12 protein-coding genes and 1 tRNA gene are annotated in these 14,353 nt (G+C 72.9%); 5 read left to right on the top strand and 8 right to left on the bottom strand.

Going from position 1 to position 14,353, the window contains the following annotated elements; genetic code table 11:
- Window positions 1-3 precede the first annotated feature (3 nt).
- Window positions 4-732: a YcnI family protein gene (locus ACFYYR_RS17720; protein WP_388853613.1), complete on the bottom strand. Its 729-nt coding sequence runs from the start codon at window positions 730-732 to the stop codon at window positions 4-6.
- Between the two features lie 114 nt (window positions 733-846).
- Window positions 847-1,695 (bottom strand): hypothetical protein, encoded by an 849-nt coding sequence (locus ACFYYR_RS17715; RefSeq protein WP_388853610.1) that lies wholly within the window; start codon window positions 1,693-1,695, stop codon window positions 847-849.
- 204 nt (window positions 1,696-1,899) lie between these two features.
- On the opposite strand from ACFYYR_RS17715, the gene ACFYYR_RS17710 reads away from it, so the two are divergent.
- Window positions 1,900-2,379 (top strand): ATP-binding protein, encoded by a 480-nt coding sequence (locus ACFYYR_RS17710; protein ID WP_388853607.1) that lies wholly within the window; start codon window positions 1,900-1,902, stop codon window positions 2,377-2,379.
- A gap of 232 nt (window positions 2,380-2,611) precedes the next feature.
- Here the strand turns inward: ACFYYR_RS17710 and ACFYYR_RS17705 are convergent, their stop codons facing one another.
- Both ACFYYR_RS17705 and ACFYYR_RS17700 read right to left on the bottom strand, forming a co-directional pair.
- Window positions 2,612-4,066 carry an aminopeptidase P family protein gene (locus ACFYYR_RS17705; protein WP_388853604.1) on the bottom strand — a complete coding sequence of 485 codons (1,455 nt, stop codon included), beginning with the start codon at window positions 4,064-4,066 and terminating at the stop codon, window positions 2,612-2,614.
- A 176-nt stretch (window positions 4,067-4,242) separates the two neighbouring features.
- A complete protein-coding gene (locus ACFYYR_RS17700; protein ID WP_388853601.1) occupies window positions 4,243-5,697 on the bottom strand; it encodes a PP2C family protein-serine/threonine phosphatase in 1,455 nt (484 codons plus the stop codon).
- Between the two features lie 898 nt (window positions 5,698-6,595).
- On the opposite strand from ACFYYR_RS17700, the gene ACFYYR_RS17695 reads away from it, so the two are divergent.
- Window positions 6,596-7,276 carry a bifunctional DNA primase/polymerase gene (locus tag ACFYYR_RS17695; RefSeq protein WP_388853598.1) on the top strand — a complete coding sequence of 227 codons (681 nt, stop codon included), beginning with the start codon at window positions 6,596-6,598 and terminating at the stop codon, window positions 7,274-7,276.
- Between the two features lie 161 nt (window positions 7,277-7,437).
- On the top strand, window positions 7,438-8,232 hold the full coding sequence (locus ACFYYR_RS17690; protein ID WP_388853595.1) for a hypothetical protein: 795 nt from the start codon (window positions 7,438-7,440) through the stop codon (window positions 8,230-8,232).
- Window positions 8,233-8,339: 107 nt separating this feature from the next.
- Here the strand turns inward: ACFYYR_RS17690 and ACFYYR_RS17685 are convergent, their stop codons facing one another.
- The 3 genes from ACFYYR_RS17685 to ACFYYR_RS17675 form a co-directional block, all read right to left on the bottom strand.
- Window positions 8,340-9,314 (bottom strand): DUF5926 family protein, encoded by a 975-nt coding sequence (locus ACFYYR_RS17685; RefSeq protein ID WP_388853592.1) that lies wholly within the window; start codon window positions 9,312-9,314, stop codon window positions 8,340-8,342.
- 414 nt (window positions 9,315-9,728) lie between these two features.
- Window positions 9,729-10,139 carry an ATP-binding protein gene (locus tag ACFYYR_RS17680; protein ID WP_388853589.1) on the bottom strand — a complete coding sequence of 137 codons (411 nt, stop codon included), beginning with the start codon at window positions 10,137-10,139 and terminating at the stop codon, window positions 9,729-9,731.
- 257 nt (window positions 10,140-10,396) lie between these two features.
- Complete coding sequence (locus tag ACFYYR_RS17675) at window positions 10,397-11,230, bottom strand: glycerophosphodiester phosphodiesterase family protein (RefSeq protein ID WP_388853586.1); 834 nt, start codon at window positions 11,228-11,230, stop codon at window positions 10,397-10,399.
- Window positions 11,231-11,462: 232 nt separating this feature from the next.
- Between ACFYYR_RS17675 and ACFYYR_RS17670 the strand changes: the two genes are divergently transcribed.
- Complete coding sequence (locus ACFYYR_RS17670) at window positions 11,463-13,058, top strand: S1C family serine protease (protein ID WP_388853583.1); 1,596 nt, start codon at window positions 11,463-11,465, stop codon at window positions 13,056-13,058.
- Between the two features lie 154 nt (window positions 13,059-13,212).
- A tRNA-Ser gene (locus tag ACFYYR_RS17665) sits at window positions 13,213-13,299 on the top strand.
- Between the two features lie 184 nt (window positions 13,300-13,483).
- Here ACFYYR_RS17665 and ACFYYR_RS17660 read toward each other — a convergent pair.
- The gene (locus ACFYYR_RS17660) at window positions 13,484-14,092 is read right to left on the bottom strand and encodes a DnaB-like helicase N-terminal domain-containing protein (RefSeq protein ID WP_388853580.1); all 609 of its coding nucleotides are present in this window, start codon (window positions 14,090-14,092) and stop codon (window positions 13,484-13,486) included.
- Between the last annotated feature and the right edge of the window lie 261 nt (window positions 14,093-14,353).

The raw sequence follows: 14,353 nt of genomic DNA, 5'->3' as shown, positions 1-14,353 counted from the left end.
GGGTCAGGAGGAGCGGCGGCGGCCGGCGAGGAAGCCGAAGGCCAGCCCGGCGGCGCCGATGACGATGCCCACCACGCCGAGCACCCGCGCGGTGGAGTCGCTGCCGGCGGCGGCCTTCTCGCTGTGGCCGGACTCCTCGGACCCGGAGCCGTGGTCGTGGCCGCCCTTGGCGTCCGCCGGGGAGCCGTGGGAGTGGCCCTCGCCGGTGGGCTCGGTGAGCGCCAGCACCGGTGCCGGGCTCTCCGGCTCCTCGCCGTTCTCCTTGGGCGCCTCGATCCAGCGCACGGTCTCGTCGTTGTCGTAGGTCTGGATGGCCTTGAACACCAGCTGGTCGGTGTTCTCCGGCAGCTGGCCGACGGCGAGCGGGAACCGCTGGAACTGGCCCGGCCCGATCTTCCCGCCGGTCCAGGTCACCTTGGTGACGGCCTCGGTGATCTTCTCGCCGTGCATCTCGATGGGCTTGTCGAGCTTCTCCTTGGTGACCTTGACGTCCCAGCCCGGCACCGGCTCCGGCATCACCGAGGCGAGCGGGTGGTCGGCCGGGAGGTTGAGCTCGAGCTTGTCGGTCGAGGCGTTGTCCCGCTCGTTGGGCACCTTGACGGCGATGGTGGCGAAGCCGCCCTTCTCGGCCTCGCCGGGCTCCACGGTGACGTGGGCGAAGGCCGGGCCGGCGAGGAGCAGGACGGAACCGGCGGTGACGCCGCCGACGAGGGAAAGACGAGAGAGGTTCATGGTTTGCGGACACTCCACAGGAAGGATCGGTCGGTGATCTGCGCGCGTACGGCTGCGGCGCGACAAACCTCCCGACGGATGAGCCGGAGGTACCGGTTCCCGGGGGGTGCCGCGTCAGGCCGCGAGGACGGCGTCCGGCGGACCCCGGCGGCTGACGGAGTGCTCCAGGACGAGTGACCGCGGCCCGGCCTTTCCGGTCCCGTGGGCCGGAGGAACGGGCGGCAGGGCGGCGGGCGATCCGGGAAGCCCGGCATGGAGGGCGCGTACAAGCACAAGGGCGGCGCGCAGCGAACGAACGAGCGCCCCCTCCGCGAGGCCTTCCGAGACGCCCCGCGCGGACAGCCGGACCAGCCGGAAGAGCGCGGCCTCACCGCGCCTGAGCAGCAGCCCCAGCGCGACCGCCGCGAGCAGATGGCCCAGCAGCATCGGCAGCGACGGGACCAGGTCCCCGACACCGGGCGGCGGGGCCGGCACGGCGGCGTGCGCCGCCCCTGCGGCCGCCCCGTGGGCCCCGGCGGCGTGGGCTCCGGCGGTGTGGGCCAGGTGGTCCGGGCCGGAGGTGCTGATGATCCGCCGGGCCTCGGCGGCGGTGAGCCGCACCGGACCGGCGTCCCCGCCGCACACCAGCCGGGCGGCGAACGAGATCAGCGCGCTGTTCGAGGGCCGCCCGGCGGGCGGCGCGGGGGCCGACGCGGCCTGCTGGCCCAGCCAGAACAGCCCGTGCAGGGCCGACTGGCCGACCGCCAGACCGGCGGAGATCCCCGGCAGCGTGCGCTCCCGCCCGGCGAGCGGCGCGGCCGCCACGAGGACCAGGAGGAAGCCGGTGATCAGGGTCCAGGCGGGAACGCCCGAACAGGACGCCAGCGCGTGCCCCGCCATGGACAGCGCGACGCAGACCGCGGCGAACACCGCGGCCCTGAGCAGTCGCAGATCGGCGCCGACGCGCGCGACGGGGGCAGACATGGCCGCGCCATCATCCCACCGCACCCGCCCGCTCCGGACGGCAGGGGTGGGGGGCGTGGGGGAGCGCACGGCCCGTCGCCATACACCGATGTCATGACCCCGCGCATCCGCTGAATGAGCGTAGTCACGCCCATTGCACGCTTACGGGCCGATCGGTGGGGCAATACGTATCGGTATGTCGAGCCGCAGCCAGGAGGCTGGAGCATGAGCATCTGGTGGTCCCTCCACTTGCGGCGCGAGGCTGCGAGCGTTCCGCTCGCCCGGCGGCTCCTCTTGGGAACCATGGAGACCGCGGGGGTCGATCCGGACATCTCCTTCGACCTGTCGATCGCGCTCACGGAGGCGTGTGCGAACGCAGTCGAGCACGGCGGGGGAACGTCACCCGACGGCTCACCCGGGGTGTACCGCGTCACCGCCTATCTGGACGGCGAGAAGTGCCGGATCGAGGTCACCGACTCGGGGCCGGGCTTTCCCGCGGCGCGGACGGTGCGCCCCCGAGCCCTCCGCGCGCCGCTGATGGCGCCCGCCCAGCCGGACACCCAGGCGGAGAACGGCCGGGGCCTGTGCCTCATCGAGGCGCTCGCCGACCACGTCCACGTCCGGAACAGACCGGGCCGCGGCGCGGTGGTGAGCTTCGACAAGATCCTCAAGTGGCGTGAGGACGCGCTGCTGAAGGCGTCCTGACCGCCTTCAGCGGCAGGGCGGCGCAGGGCCGGGGCGACACCGGAGCCCGGCACCCCGGAACCCCTGGAGCCCGCGGGCCGGGGACGCACCGCCCCCGGCCCCCACGTCACCGCTTCGCCGACGGCCCCGGCATGACTGAGATGCGTGGTGCGTCCCGTCCTGGTGTCCCACCCGACGGAAACGGCCGGGCCCCCGTCCGGGGACCCGGCCGTCGTCCGGCATCGGGGCGGGCTCAGCCCTTGAGGCGGGCCATCCAGGACTCGACGTCGTCGGCGGTGCGCGGCAGGGCGGCCGACAGATTGCGGCTGCCGCTCTCGGTCACCAGGATGTCGTCCTCGATCCGGACGCCGATGCCCCGGTACTCCGCCGGGACGGTCAGGTCGTCGGTCTGGAAGTACAGCCCGGGTTCGACCGTGAGGCACATGCCCGGCTCCAGGGTGCCCTCCACGTAGCTCTCCCGGCGGGCCACCGCGCAGTCGTGCACGTCCAGCCCGAGCATGTGGCCGGTGCCGTGCAGCGTCCAGCGGCGCTGCAGCCCCAGCTCCAGCACGCGCTCCACCGGGCCCTCGACCAGACCCCACTCCACCAGCCGGGTCGCGAGCACCCGCTGCGCGGCGTCGTGGAAGTCGCGGTACTTCGCGCCCGGCCGGACGGCCGCGATGCCGGCCTCCTGCGCTTCGTACACCGCGTCGTAGATCCGGCGCTGGAGCTCGGTGAAGCGGCCGTTGACCGGCAGGGTGCGGGTGACGTCGGCGGTGTAGAGGGTGTGGGTCTCCACGCCGGCGTCCAGCAGCAGCAGCTCGCCCGCGCGGACCGGGCCGTCGTTGCGCACCCAGTGCAGGGTGGTGGCGTGCGGTCCGGCGGCGCAGATGGAGCCGTAGCCGATGTCGTTGCCCTCGACCCGGGCGCGCAGGAAGAACGTTCCTTCGATGTACCGCTCGGAGGTCGCCTCCGCCTTGTCGAGGACCTTCACCACGTCCTCGAAGCCGCGCACCGTGGAGTCGACCGCCGCCTGCAGCTGCCCGATCTCGAACTCGTCCTTGACCAGGCGCAGCTCGCTGAGGAAGATCCGCAGCTCCTCGTCGCGGTCGGCGTCGAGCCGGTCGGCCAGCGCCTCCTCCAGCCCGGCGTCGTGGCCCCGGACGATGCGGACCGGACCGGCCGCGGCGGCGAGCTCGTCGGCGGCCCTGCGCACGTCCCGGCACTCCGCCCCGAGCAGCTGCGCGCTCTCGGCGAGGCTGTACCGGCGGCCCACCCACAGTTCGCCCTGGCCGTCGAGCCAGAACTCGCCGTTCTCCCGGTCGGAGCGCGGCAGCAGGTAGAGCGTCGTGGTGTGCCCGCCGTCCACCGGGTCCAGGACGAGTACGCCGTCGTGGGTCTGGTCACCGGTCAGATGCACGTACTCGGTGGACGCGCGGAAGGCGTACTCGGTGTCGTTCGACCGCGTCTTGAGGTTGCCCGCGGGAACGACCAGGCGCTCGCCGGGGAAGCGGGCGGAGAGCGCGGCGCGGCGGCGCGCCGCGTGCGGCGCCTGCTCGACGGGCTGCAGGTTCCGCAGCTCGGTGTCGGCCCAGCCGCTCTTCATGTTCTCGGCAAGCTCGTCGGAGACGCCTGGGTACAGGCCGTTCTTCCGCTGCTTGATGGGCTCGTCGCCCTCCGGGTTCGCGGGCGCGGGCTGCTCGGTCACGGATTCCTCCTCGACTCGGACCGTCCCCTGGCCTGCGGCTGGGGGACCCCGACCATCGTATGGGCGGGGGCACCTGCTCCGGCAGGACGACCGGAGCAGGGCGCGGGCAGTGGCCGGCCCGGTAGTGCGCCCCTCTGCGCCCCCGGAGGGCGGGGCGTCCGGGGCGGCCCGGGCGGTCACCGGGCGGCGGCTCCCGCGTCCTCGAAGTGAACGGCGAGGAGGACGACGTCCTCCGGGCTGTCCGCCGCGTCCCGGCCGTCCGGCAGGACGGTGCGCAGCACGTGGTCGGCGACGGCGTCGGGATCGTCCCGGACGGACCGGGGCACGCTCGCCGCGGCGGCGTGCAGCCGTGCGAACGCCCGGTCCATCGGCTCGCCGGTGCGGTGCAGCAGCCCGTCGCTGTACAGCAGCAGCGTTTCTCCCGGCGCGGCCTCGAACTCGACGCTGGGCGCCTCCCAGCAGGAGAGCATGCCCAGCGGCGCGGACAGGGAGGTCTCCACGAACTCGGTGCGCCGGTCGCCGACGATCAGCGGCGGGCAGTGCCCGGCCCCGGCCATCAGCAGGGTGCGCTGCTCGCAGTGGATGAACAGGGCGGTCGCCGAGCGGGCGGGCTCGGTCAGCCGCAGCAGCAGTTCGAGATCGGAGAGGACGGCGACCGGATCCTCCCCTTCCATCACCGCGTACGCCCGCAGCGAGGCGCGCAGCCGTCCCATCGCGGCGACGGCGCTGGGTCCGGAGCCGCTGACGCCGCCGACGGCGAGACCGAGGGCGCCCTCCGGCAGGGGCAGGGCGTCGTACCAGTCGCCGCCGCCCTGCGGACCGGTGCGGTGCCGGACGGCCAGCCGCACCCCGCCGACCCGGGGCAGCCGGCTGGGCAGCAGTTCGTCGCGGAGGGTGTCGGCGGTCGCCCGGGCGCGGGTCAGCTCCAGGTGGCGGGCGAGCTGCTCGGTCGCGTAGCGGGTGTACAGGCCGATGAGGTGGCGCTGCCGCTCCACCGGCTCGGTCGGCTCGTCGTAGAGCCAGACCGCGGCGCCGAGCCGGCCGGCGGCCTCGGTGGCGAGGGGGACGGCGTAGCTGGCGGCGTAGCCGAGACGGGCGGCGACCTCGCGGTGCCGCGGGTCCAGGTCCGGCTCGTTCCGCAGGTCGGGGTGGGCGACCTCGTCGAGCTGCCCGGGGCGGGCGCCGCCCTCGGGGGGCAGGCCGTCGAGGATCCGCCCGTAGGAGGCGGAGCTGCGGGGGATGGTTTCGATGGTGCCGAGGTCCGCGGGGCCGAGGCCGAGCCCGACGGTGGTGTCCGGCCCCTGGCCGTCGGCGGGCTCCAGGACGATCATGCCGCGGCGGGCGCCGACGAGGGCGGCGCCGGCGCGCAGCAGCTCGTGCAGCGCGCTGTCGAGGGTCCCGGTACGGGCCAGCCGCTCGGTGAGTTCGTGCAGCGTGGTGAGATCGGAGATCCAGCCGGCGAGGCGGTCCTGGACGGCGGCGAGGTGCTCGACCGGGCGGACGTCCTGGGCGCCGGCCACCGGGGAGCCACTCTCCGCCGGGGGCTGGGGGGGAGAGGCGTCGGGATTATGCGCCGGGGCGGGAAGTGCTGGCTTGATTCCGGCCACTTTCGGCACGTGCGGGGCGTTCATGGCTGGCGACTTTCGCCCCTGGACTGCGGCATATCCGGCCACTGGGCCGAATCGGCCGAGAGGGGTGTCCTATTTGTGCGGAAGCGCAGGCTTTTGCCGAGTGGTGTTGTGTGGCCGGTCCGGCGGTGCATTTTTCGCAATAGCATCGCAAACCCCCATGTCATGCTGCGCCGCTATCAATGCCTCCACATCTACACGCAGCCGTGGGGCGTGTCCAGCATGGTGCGGGCAGGCTTGTTGGTGTCTATGGTGGACCCAAGTTGGCTGAAAAAATGCCCGTCGGTCGGCAATTTGCGGTCGACTGAGGGCACTCGACAACGCGTCATATCCACCGAGGTGGGTACGTACTCGGGAAGGGCAGGGGCAGTTGGGGGCGCCCCGGAACCCCGCGGCGGCCTTGAGCGTCCTATCCGGCGATGGCCTCCCGTCCCCGAGGGACGAGGACCGCAGAGGGGCGGCAAACGCCAGGCGATCGCCACCCTTCGCCATGTTCCACGCTCGGCCCGCGACATGATGCGCTGCCTTGAACGAGCAGTGACGCACGATCCACGTGGTGTGAACGGACTGAACGTACTCCCGGAGCCCCACGTACTGCCCAGCAGCATCGCAAGCAGCATCGATCGGTAGACCAGGTTCATCCGGTGAATCCGGTAGCGGTACGCACACCCGGCACAGCGTGCGACGAACGCGATTGGATACAGCCCTCGGCGTCAGGGGTCCTTGCACGATGAGCGCCCGATGAGGTCGCGTGGTCCGGTGCCGTGCATCGCAAGGCGCCGGAGAGTCCCGGTGGCTCCGCTGCCAGGACTGTTCGGCAACGCGGCGAGGTGCGGTGCCGGGCCGCGCGACCCGGGCGGGCATCGTGCAAGGACCCCTCAACGGAAAGGAACGAGCGCTCATGCGCGAGATCCTCGGCAGGCGACGCAGGCTCCTGCTCGGGCGGAGGCGCAGCGGGAAGCGGGCGATGCTCGGCGCGGCGCTGCTGTGCGCCACCGAGTGGCAGTGGCCCGTACTCCCCGGCGTGGGGATCCGGTCCGGCGGCAGCCGCGTGCGCGGCTGCAACTGCCCGCACCCCGACTGCGTGGTGCCCGGTGCGCACCCCTTCGACCCCGGCCTGTTCGCGGCCACGACCGACGCCCGCATGGTCCGCTGGTGGTGGGAGAACCGCCCCGACGCCCCGATCGTGCTGGCCACCGGCGGCAAGGCGCCCTGCGCGGTGAGCCTCCCCGCGACCGCGGCCGCACAGGCCCTGACCGAGCTCGACCGCCGGGGCATCCGGCTCGGCCCGGTGGTCGCGTCGCCCACCCGCTGGTCGATCCTGGTGGCGCCGTACTCGCTCGAGGTGCTGGGCGAGCTGCTGCACAGCCAGGAGTGGGTGCCCAGCTCGCTTCGGTTCCACGGCGAGGGCGGCTATCTGGTGCTGCCGCCGTCCCAGACCGGCGCCGGCCGGGTGGGCTGGGAGCGTGCGCCGCTGCCCGGGTCGGCCGCGCCGTGGCTGCCCGATGTCGAGGCGGTCGTGCACGCACTCGTGGAGGCGAGCACCGGGACCCCGGACGAGAGCAGTCGGCTCGCCTACTGAGACTTGACCGAATTCGTACCCTCACGGCCCGTCTTCACTCCTCCGAGTGCGAGGCGGGCCGCGTTGTCCCCGGTTCGGCCCAGCGCGGTCCGATGAGACCGTCCCCGGCCGGTACGTTCTGCCGATCGGCAGGCGTCATCGGCGAGTTGGAGGGGGATTCCATGGAGCGTGCGGCGGATCCGGGCGGGGCGCACCGTCGCATGACCGCCCTGGTGGGCGCGGTGCTGGTGGCCGCCGTCCTGCCCCAGGCCGCCGCGTCGGCGGGGCCCGCGCCGGCCGCCGGGGCCGGCCGCCCGCCGGCCCGGACCGCCGCGCCGGCCGTACCGGAACCCGAGGTGCCGGGCGTACCGGAATCCGAGGTGCCGGGCGTACCGGAATCCGAGTCGCCGGGCGGGGGCGGGGCCCGCGGCCGGGACCCGGGATCCGCTGTCGCGGGCGCCCTGCCGCTGCCTCCGGCCGATCCGCGGAAGCGCGCCCTCCACGCCGCTGACCAGGGGCGTGTCATCTCCGTGTGCGGACCCGAACTCACCGGCCGCGAGGGCGTCGAGGCGCAGACCTGCGTCCTGCGGGAGGGCCGGGAGCTGTGGGGCCGCACCTACTACCGGAGCGCCGCCGGCCGCGCGCCGAGCGTCGTCCTGACCCTGATGCGGCCGGACGGCCGGACCGTTCGGGTGCATTGCTCCGGGGAAGCCGGGAACGCCGGCGGGGTGTGCCAGACCGGGCGTGCGCCGGTGCGAGGGCCCGTGGACCAGGGCCTGCCGTACGGGGCGGTCGCCGAGCTCGTGTCCGCGGACGGGGAGCGGCTGCTGCTGCGTTCGGGAAGCAATTCCCCGGTGGGAGCGGCCCGTTGGGGGTCCCGCGCGGCGAGCTCCGGGGAGCCGGCCGGCGCCGGGCATGGAAACGCCCGGTCGCTGGCGACGGGGGATGCACCAGCGACCGGGCTTCAAGAACCGTAACAAGAGATCTGCTGTTCGCAAATTCGATCGCGGAAATTCGGACGACGATTTACTGTTCAGTAGGTGGAGTTGTGACCTGAGTCACTCCACGGGTCGTCCGGTGGTTCTCAGCTGAGGGTCACCTGCCGGTTGGTGAGTCCGCCACGGGCCCGGCGCTCCTCGGCGGTCAGGGGCGCCTGCGAGCCGAGCGCCTCGGTGAGCCGCTCCCCGAAGGCCTCGGCGGGCTTCTCGACGTCGTCCGCGCGGACCGAGCCCGGCAGGTCCCACACCGGCACGATGAGGCCGTGCGCCCGGAACGAGCCCACCAGCCGGGTGCCTTCGCCCAGCGAGGAGGCACCGGAGGCGTGCAGCCGCGCCAGGGCGTCGAGCAGCTTCTCCTCGGGGTGGTCCATCACCCAGCGCAGGTGGTTCTTCTCCGGGGTCTCGCACCAGTACGCGGCCTCGACACCGGAGAGCCGGACGGTCGGGATCGCGGCCTCGTTCGCCCGCTCCAGGGAGGCGGCCACCTCAGGGGTGGACTGCTCGGCGCTCTCCAGCCAGAACTCGAAGCCGGTGTGCACGACCGGCTCGAATGCACCGGCCGGGTCGAGCAGGTCCTGCAGCCGCGGGCCGTCGGCGGGGACGCGCTGCGCGGCCACCGGAGTGCCCGGCGCGGCCTCCAGCGCACGCTTCAGCACATCGGCGAGGTCACGGCTGATGTCGCCGGACGCCGTGTCGTTCTGCAGGCCCAGCAGGACGGCGCCGCTGTCCCGGCGCAGCGCGGGCCACGCCATCGGCAGCACGGTCGCCAGGGTGACGGACGGGACGCCCTCCGGCAGGCCGCCCCTGAGGGGCAGTTCCACGGTCGCGGCGGGCACCAGCTCGCGCAGCGCGACCCAGTCGCACTCGGCGGGCAGTCCCTCGAAGGGGCGCTGGACGAGCTCGGTCACGGCCTGTGCGGCGGCTCGTCCGTGACACGCCTTGTAGCGGCGGCCCGAACCGCAGGGGCACGGCTCGCGGGCGCCGACGACCGGAATCTCTCCGGTGGAGACCTGGGCGCCGGACGTCCTGCCGGCCTTTGTCTGAGGGCGCTTCTTGGCCATGGTGGGGGTGTCTCCCGGGTGCGGCGGTGGTCGTGGCCGCGGTCGCGGCCGTGGTTCTCGGCCGCCGAGCCTAGTCCTTCGGGAGCCGGGGGAGTTGCCGCTCGCCGCCGCGCGGCGCTCCGGGCCGGAGCACGGGCCGCCGGGGAGCGCCCCCGCGGGGCGGGGCTCCGGTTCCGTTTCCGGTGGCGGCTCCGCTTCCGGTTCCGTTTCCGCTTCCGGTCGGGGCCGGGCCGGGCCGGGGGACGGCGCCCCGGGGGACGGCGCCCCGGGGGACGGCGCCCCGGGGGACGGTGTGCGGGGCGGATGCGGTCGGCCCCTGTCCGGCGAGCCCCGCTTGTCCGACGCGCCCTGTCCTGCGAGCCGGCCCTGCTTGTCCGGCGAGCCTTGCCCGGGTGCGAGGGGCCGGTCGAGGGCCTAGGCGAGATCCTCCAGCAGCCCGGCGATGTCCAGCGCCGGCACAACCACGCGCGTAGACATGACGTCGGACGGGGCCGCCGGCGGCAACGTGGCCCACACCGTGACCTCCCCGGGCATCTCGTCCCGGACGCCCCAGTCCTGAGCGACGGCCCTGATGATGTTGAGCCCCCGGCCGCCGCGGGCCGTCACCGAGGGAGTGGCCGGAAGTGGCCGGGTGGGCCCCCCGCCATCGGTCACCTCGACGGTCACCCGGCCGAATTCGTCCAACCGCCAGGCCATGCGCACCTCGTCGGACCCGGTCCCGGTGCCGTCGCCGCACAGCGGCCGGCCGTGCCGGCAGGCGTTGCTGAGGAGTTCGGAGAGAACCAGCACCGCATCGTCGACGACCCCATCGGGCACTCCGCTCATCAGGAGTCCCTCACGCATCGCACGTCGCGCCGCACCCACGCCCGCTGGGCCATGAGGTACGGCCATGATCGACGACGTCGGCACCTCGTGTGCCACCAACAACGCCACCCCCGAGACCTCCTTTGCCCCATGCCACGGGATGGATGCCCTCCTACGGGGCGCCGGAAACCGGCCAACTGCGATCCCCTGGGGCACCGGTCGCCGTCGTGGCCGAGGGCGAACGCGCCGGTGCACTCCCCGGCCGGACGAACCGGGCGTCACCGGCGGCCGAGCTGGGACAGCACCTGCCGCGGGCGGTTGGTGATGACGGCGTCCACCCCGAGCCGGGCGCAGAGCTCCACGTCGGCGGGGGAATCGACGGTCCAGACGTGGACGCGGTTGCCCGCCCGGTGCGCCCGGGCCACGTAGTCCGGGTGGTTCCGCAGGATGCGGATGCTGGGCCCGGCGATGAGGGTCCCGGAGGGCAGCCGTCCGTCGCGGTACCGGGGCGCGAGGAACTGCAGGAGGTAGACGGTCGGGATCTCCGGTGCCCAGAAGTGCACGCGCTGCAGGGAGCGCGCCGAGAAGCTCATGACCCGGACGGCCGAGGGCTCGTCCGGGGGCGGTGTGTCGAGGCCGAACCGGCGCAGCAGCTCCAGAAGCCGCTCCTCGACCTGGCCCGCCCAGCGGGTGGGGTGCTTGGTCTCGATGGCCAGTTCCACCCGGCGCCCGGCGTCCGCGACGAGCTCCAGGAGGCGTTCGAGGGTGAGGACGGAGGTGCGCTCCCAGTCGTGGGACTCGTCCCACTCCGGGGACTCGTCCCGGTCCTTCCAGGAGCCGAAGTCCAGCGCGGCGAGGTCCGAGAGCTCCAGGGCGGACACCGCGCCCCGGCCGTTCGAGGTCCGGTTGACCCGCCGGTCGTGCACGCAGACGAGATGGCCGTCCGCGGTGAGCCGTACGTCGCACTCCAGGGCGTCGGCCCCGTCCTCGATGGCCTTGCGGTAGGCGGCCAGGGTGTGCTCCGGGGCATCCTGGGACGCCCCCCGGTGAGCCACCACGGAGATCGTGTGCGGCCCCGGACGGAGGTCGTGGGCCGGGTGCGCATAGGTCACCGCGTTATGGTGCCACCGCCCGGCGGGGTACCGCTCCTACGGTCCCCGGTCCCGCGTTCGGTCCCACGACTGCGGATGCGTCCGTTTCGTCCGGGATAAAGGATGGCGGTCCGTGCCGCTGTCACTGCTTACGGTGGTCTGACGCAAGGTGGGAAATGCTGTTTCCCGAGACTGGCATCCGTGGGCCGTGACCCAAGACTGTCGTGACTGTCGTGCATCTGAGGAGAAAGCTGTGAGCACCGAGAACGAGGGCGCCGCCGTTCCGCCTGTGGCGGGGCCGCCGTCGGCGCCCGAGACGCCGGGCGCGACGCCCGCGTCCGCGACCGGCGCACCGAGCACAGACTCCGTGCCGCCCGCGGAGCCGGCGCAGCCCACGCCGCCCGTTCCGGCGGCGCCGCCGGCCCCTCCCGGCGCCGCGGGCGGCACGGAGCGGACGGCGCAGCTTCCGGTGACGGGCGGCCCGGCCGCGGACCCGGCGTACGGCGACTCCGTCCCCCGGACGGCCGAACACCCCGTGATGTCCTCGGCCGGCGGTCCGCAGGGCCCGCAGCCGCCCGGTGCGATGCCCCCTCCGGGCACGCCGTACGGGCACGGGGCGCCGGGGGCGCCCGGCGGCTCCGGCGGTGAGGCCTGGCCGCCGCCGCCCGGTGGCGGCTGGGGCGGCGGTCCCGTGCCGCCCCCGCCCGGCGGGCCGCGCCGGCGGACCGGCGGGATCGTCGCCGCGGTCCTGGCCGCGGCGCTGGTCGCGGGCGGTGTCGGTGGCGGCATCGGCTACTTCGCGGCGAACCAGGAGGACAGCACGGGGTCGACCACGGTCTCCACCTCCGGGGACCCGCAGGCGCTCAACCGCTCGCCCAAGTCCGTCTCGGGCATAGCGCAACGCGCCCTGCCGAGCGTCGTCACCATCGAGGCCCAGGGCAGCCAGGGCGAGGCCGGCACCGGCACCGGCTTCGTCTACGACAAGCAGGGCCACATCCTCACCAACAACCACGTGGTGGCCTCCGCCGCCGACGGGGGCAAGCTGACCGCGACCTTCTCGGACGGCAAGAAGTACGCCGCCGAGGTGATCGGCCGCGCCAAGGGCTACGACGTCGCGGTGATCAAGCTCAAGAACGCCTCGGACGCGAAGCTCAACCCGCTGCCGCTCGGCGACTCCGACAAGCGGGTCGCGGTGGGCGACGCCACGATCGCCATCGGCGCCCCGTTCGGCCTGGCCGGCACGGTCACCACCGGCATCATCAGCGCCAAGAACCGCCCCGTCGCCTCCAGCGACGGCGGCAGCAACAACGCCTCGTACATGAGCGCGCTGCAGACGGACGCGTCCATCAACCCGGGCAACTCCGGCGGCCCGCTGCTGAACGCCGAGGGCGCCGTGATCGGCATCAACTCGGCGATCCAGTCGGCCGGCAGCGGCGGCGGCTTCGGCGGCGAGACGCAGCAGTCCGGCAGCATCGGCCTCGGCTTCGCGATCCCGATCAACCAGGCCAAGCGCGTCGCCGAGAACCTGATCCGGACCGGCCAGCCGGTCTACCCGGTGATCGGTGTCCAGGTGGACATGCGCGAGCAGAGCGACGACGGCGCCCGGATCTCGCAGAACGGCAACGGCGGCACCGACCCGGTCACCCCGGGCGGCCCGGCCGCCAAGGCGGGACTGAAGCCGGGCGACGTGATCACCAAGCTCGACCAGACGGTGATCGACAGCGGCCCGACGCTGATCAGCACCATCTGGACGCACAAGCCGGGCGACCGGGTCGACCTGACCTACAAGCGCGACGGCAAGGAGCACACGGTGCCGGTCACGCTGGGAGCCCGCAAGGGCGACAGCTGACGGCACGGGACACGGCCGGCCGACGTCACGGGACACGAGCGGCGGTAACACGGGGGGCAGCACACCTCACGGAGGTCGGCTGCCCCCTTCCGCCACCCGAACCGCCCCGGACCGGCTAGGCTGACCTGCGCGTCACCGCTGGTCGGCGACGCGGGGAGGGTTGCCCGAGCGGCCTAAGGGAACGGTCTTGAAAACCGTCGTGGCAGCGATGTCACCGTGGGTTCAAATCCCACACCCTCCGCAGTAGGTCATGAACCTTGCAGGTCAGAAGGGGTGCCTCTCGTCAGAGGTACCCCTTCTGCATGGGTCCTGTCTCACCCTGATCCGGCTCTATCGCGTTGTAGATCACCGCGTGTGGACCAGTAGTGGACCAGGATCTCTCCCTGGCCTCTTACTGTTGACCAGGTGCTCCCGGAGGGGAGGAGTCAGGACGATGGTGCCTTTCCCGCCTGCTGGCGCGCCCAGTGTGGGTGCGTCTCGGTGACCCGGTCGATTGCCCTCCCCAGCCGTTCGGCGTTGGAAGGGTCGAACACCGAGGCCATTAGTTCCTCGCGCGCGTCTGCGGCAGCGCGGACCTTCCGCGCGTTCAGGGCAGCAAACTCAGGGATGCTCATGCGTGCCTCGTAGGCGCCCTTGATGGCAACCTTTACGCACTCGAACAGGTAGTCTTCGCCGCCGCAGAATTCGAGCTGCCCGCGCCGTTCCAGCTCTGCGGCAACTTGTGGTACTCCCACGGGCTTCCCCGCCTCGTGGAGATCCATGATCGCCTGGTGAATCAGTCCGTTACGGCTTGTGAAGGCACTGGGGACAAAGGTCGGGCGAACAGTTTCGGATGGCAACTCATCTTCACTCGCTGACTGCGGCGTGGGACTGTCGGCTGGCTGTGAGCCGCCAGAAAGTGAGGCATGCGCCTCGTCCCACAGAGTCTTGAAGCGGTTGACCTCAGATTCGGCCGCAAGGCGTGGTCTAGCTTGGTGAGCTAACTGCTCCACAACCACTTCGACCACGCCCCACGACGGCAGAGTGGACTTCACGAAGGCATGGTGGATGTTTGTGTGGCTGACGACCTTCCCCACGGCTAGGTAGAGCTTTCGGGCTGATGGGTATCCCGCTTTGCCGTGCAGAGCGTGCAACTCGCGGTTGAAGACCCGGAGCGGTCCCTCAGGAAGCTTTGGCCTAAACCACTGTGGCATGTGTTACCCCCGTTATGTTCTTCGTGGTCCTGCAAGAGGGCCGCTGGCCTCCGGGCCCGGTATGACTGTTGCCCCCTGTCGAAGGGATGACCTGGGGGGTGG

The organism is Streptomyces sp. NPDC001922, from assembly GCF_042891165.1.
Lineage (GTDB): Bacteria > Actinomycetota > Actinomycetes > Streptomycetales > Streptomycetaceae > Streptomyces.
Note: the sequence above shows the minus strand (reverse complement) of the source record. Positions and strands in the feature narration are given on the sequence as shown.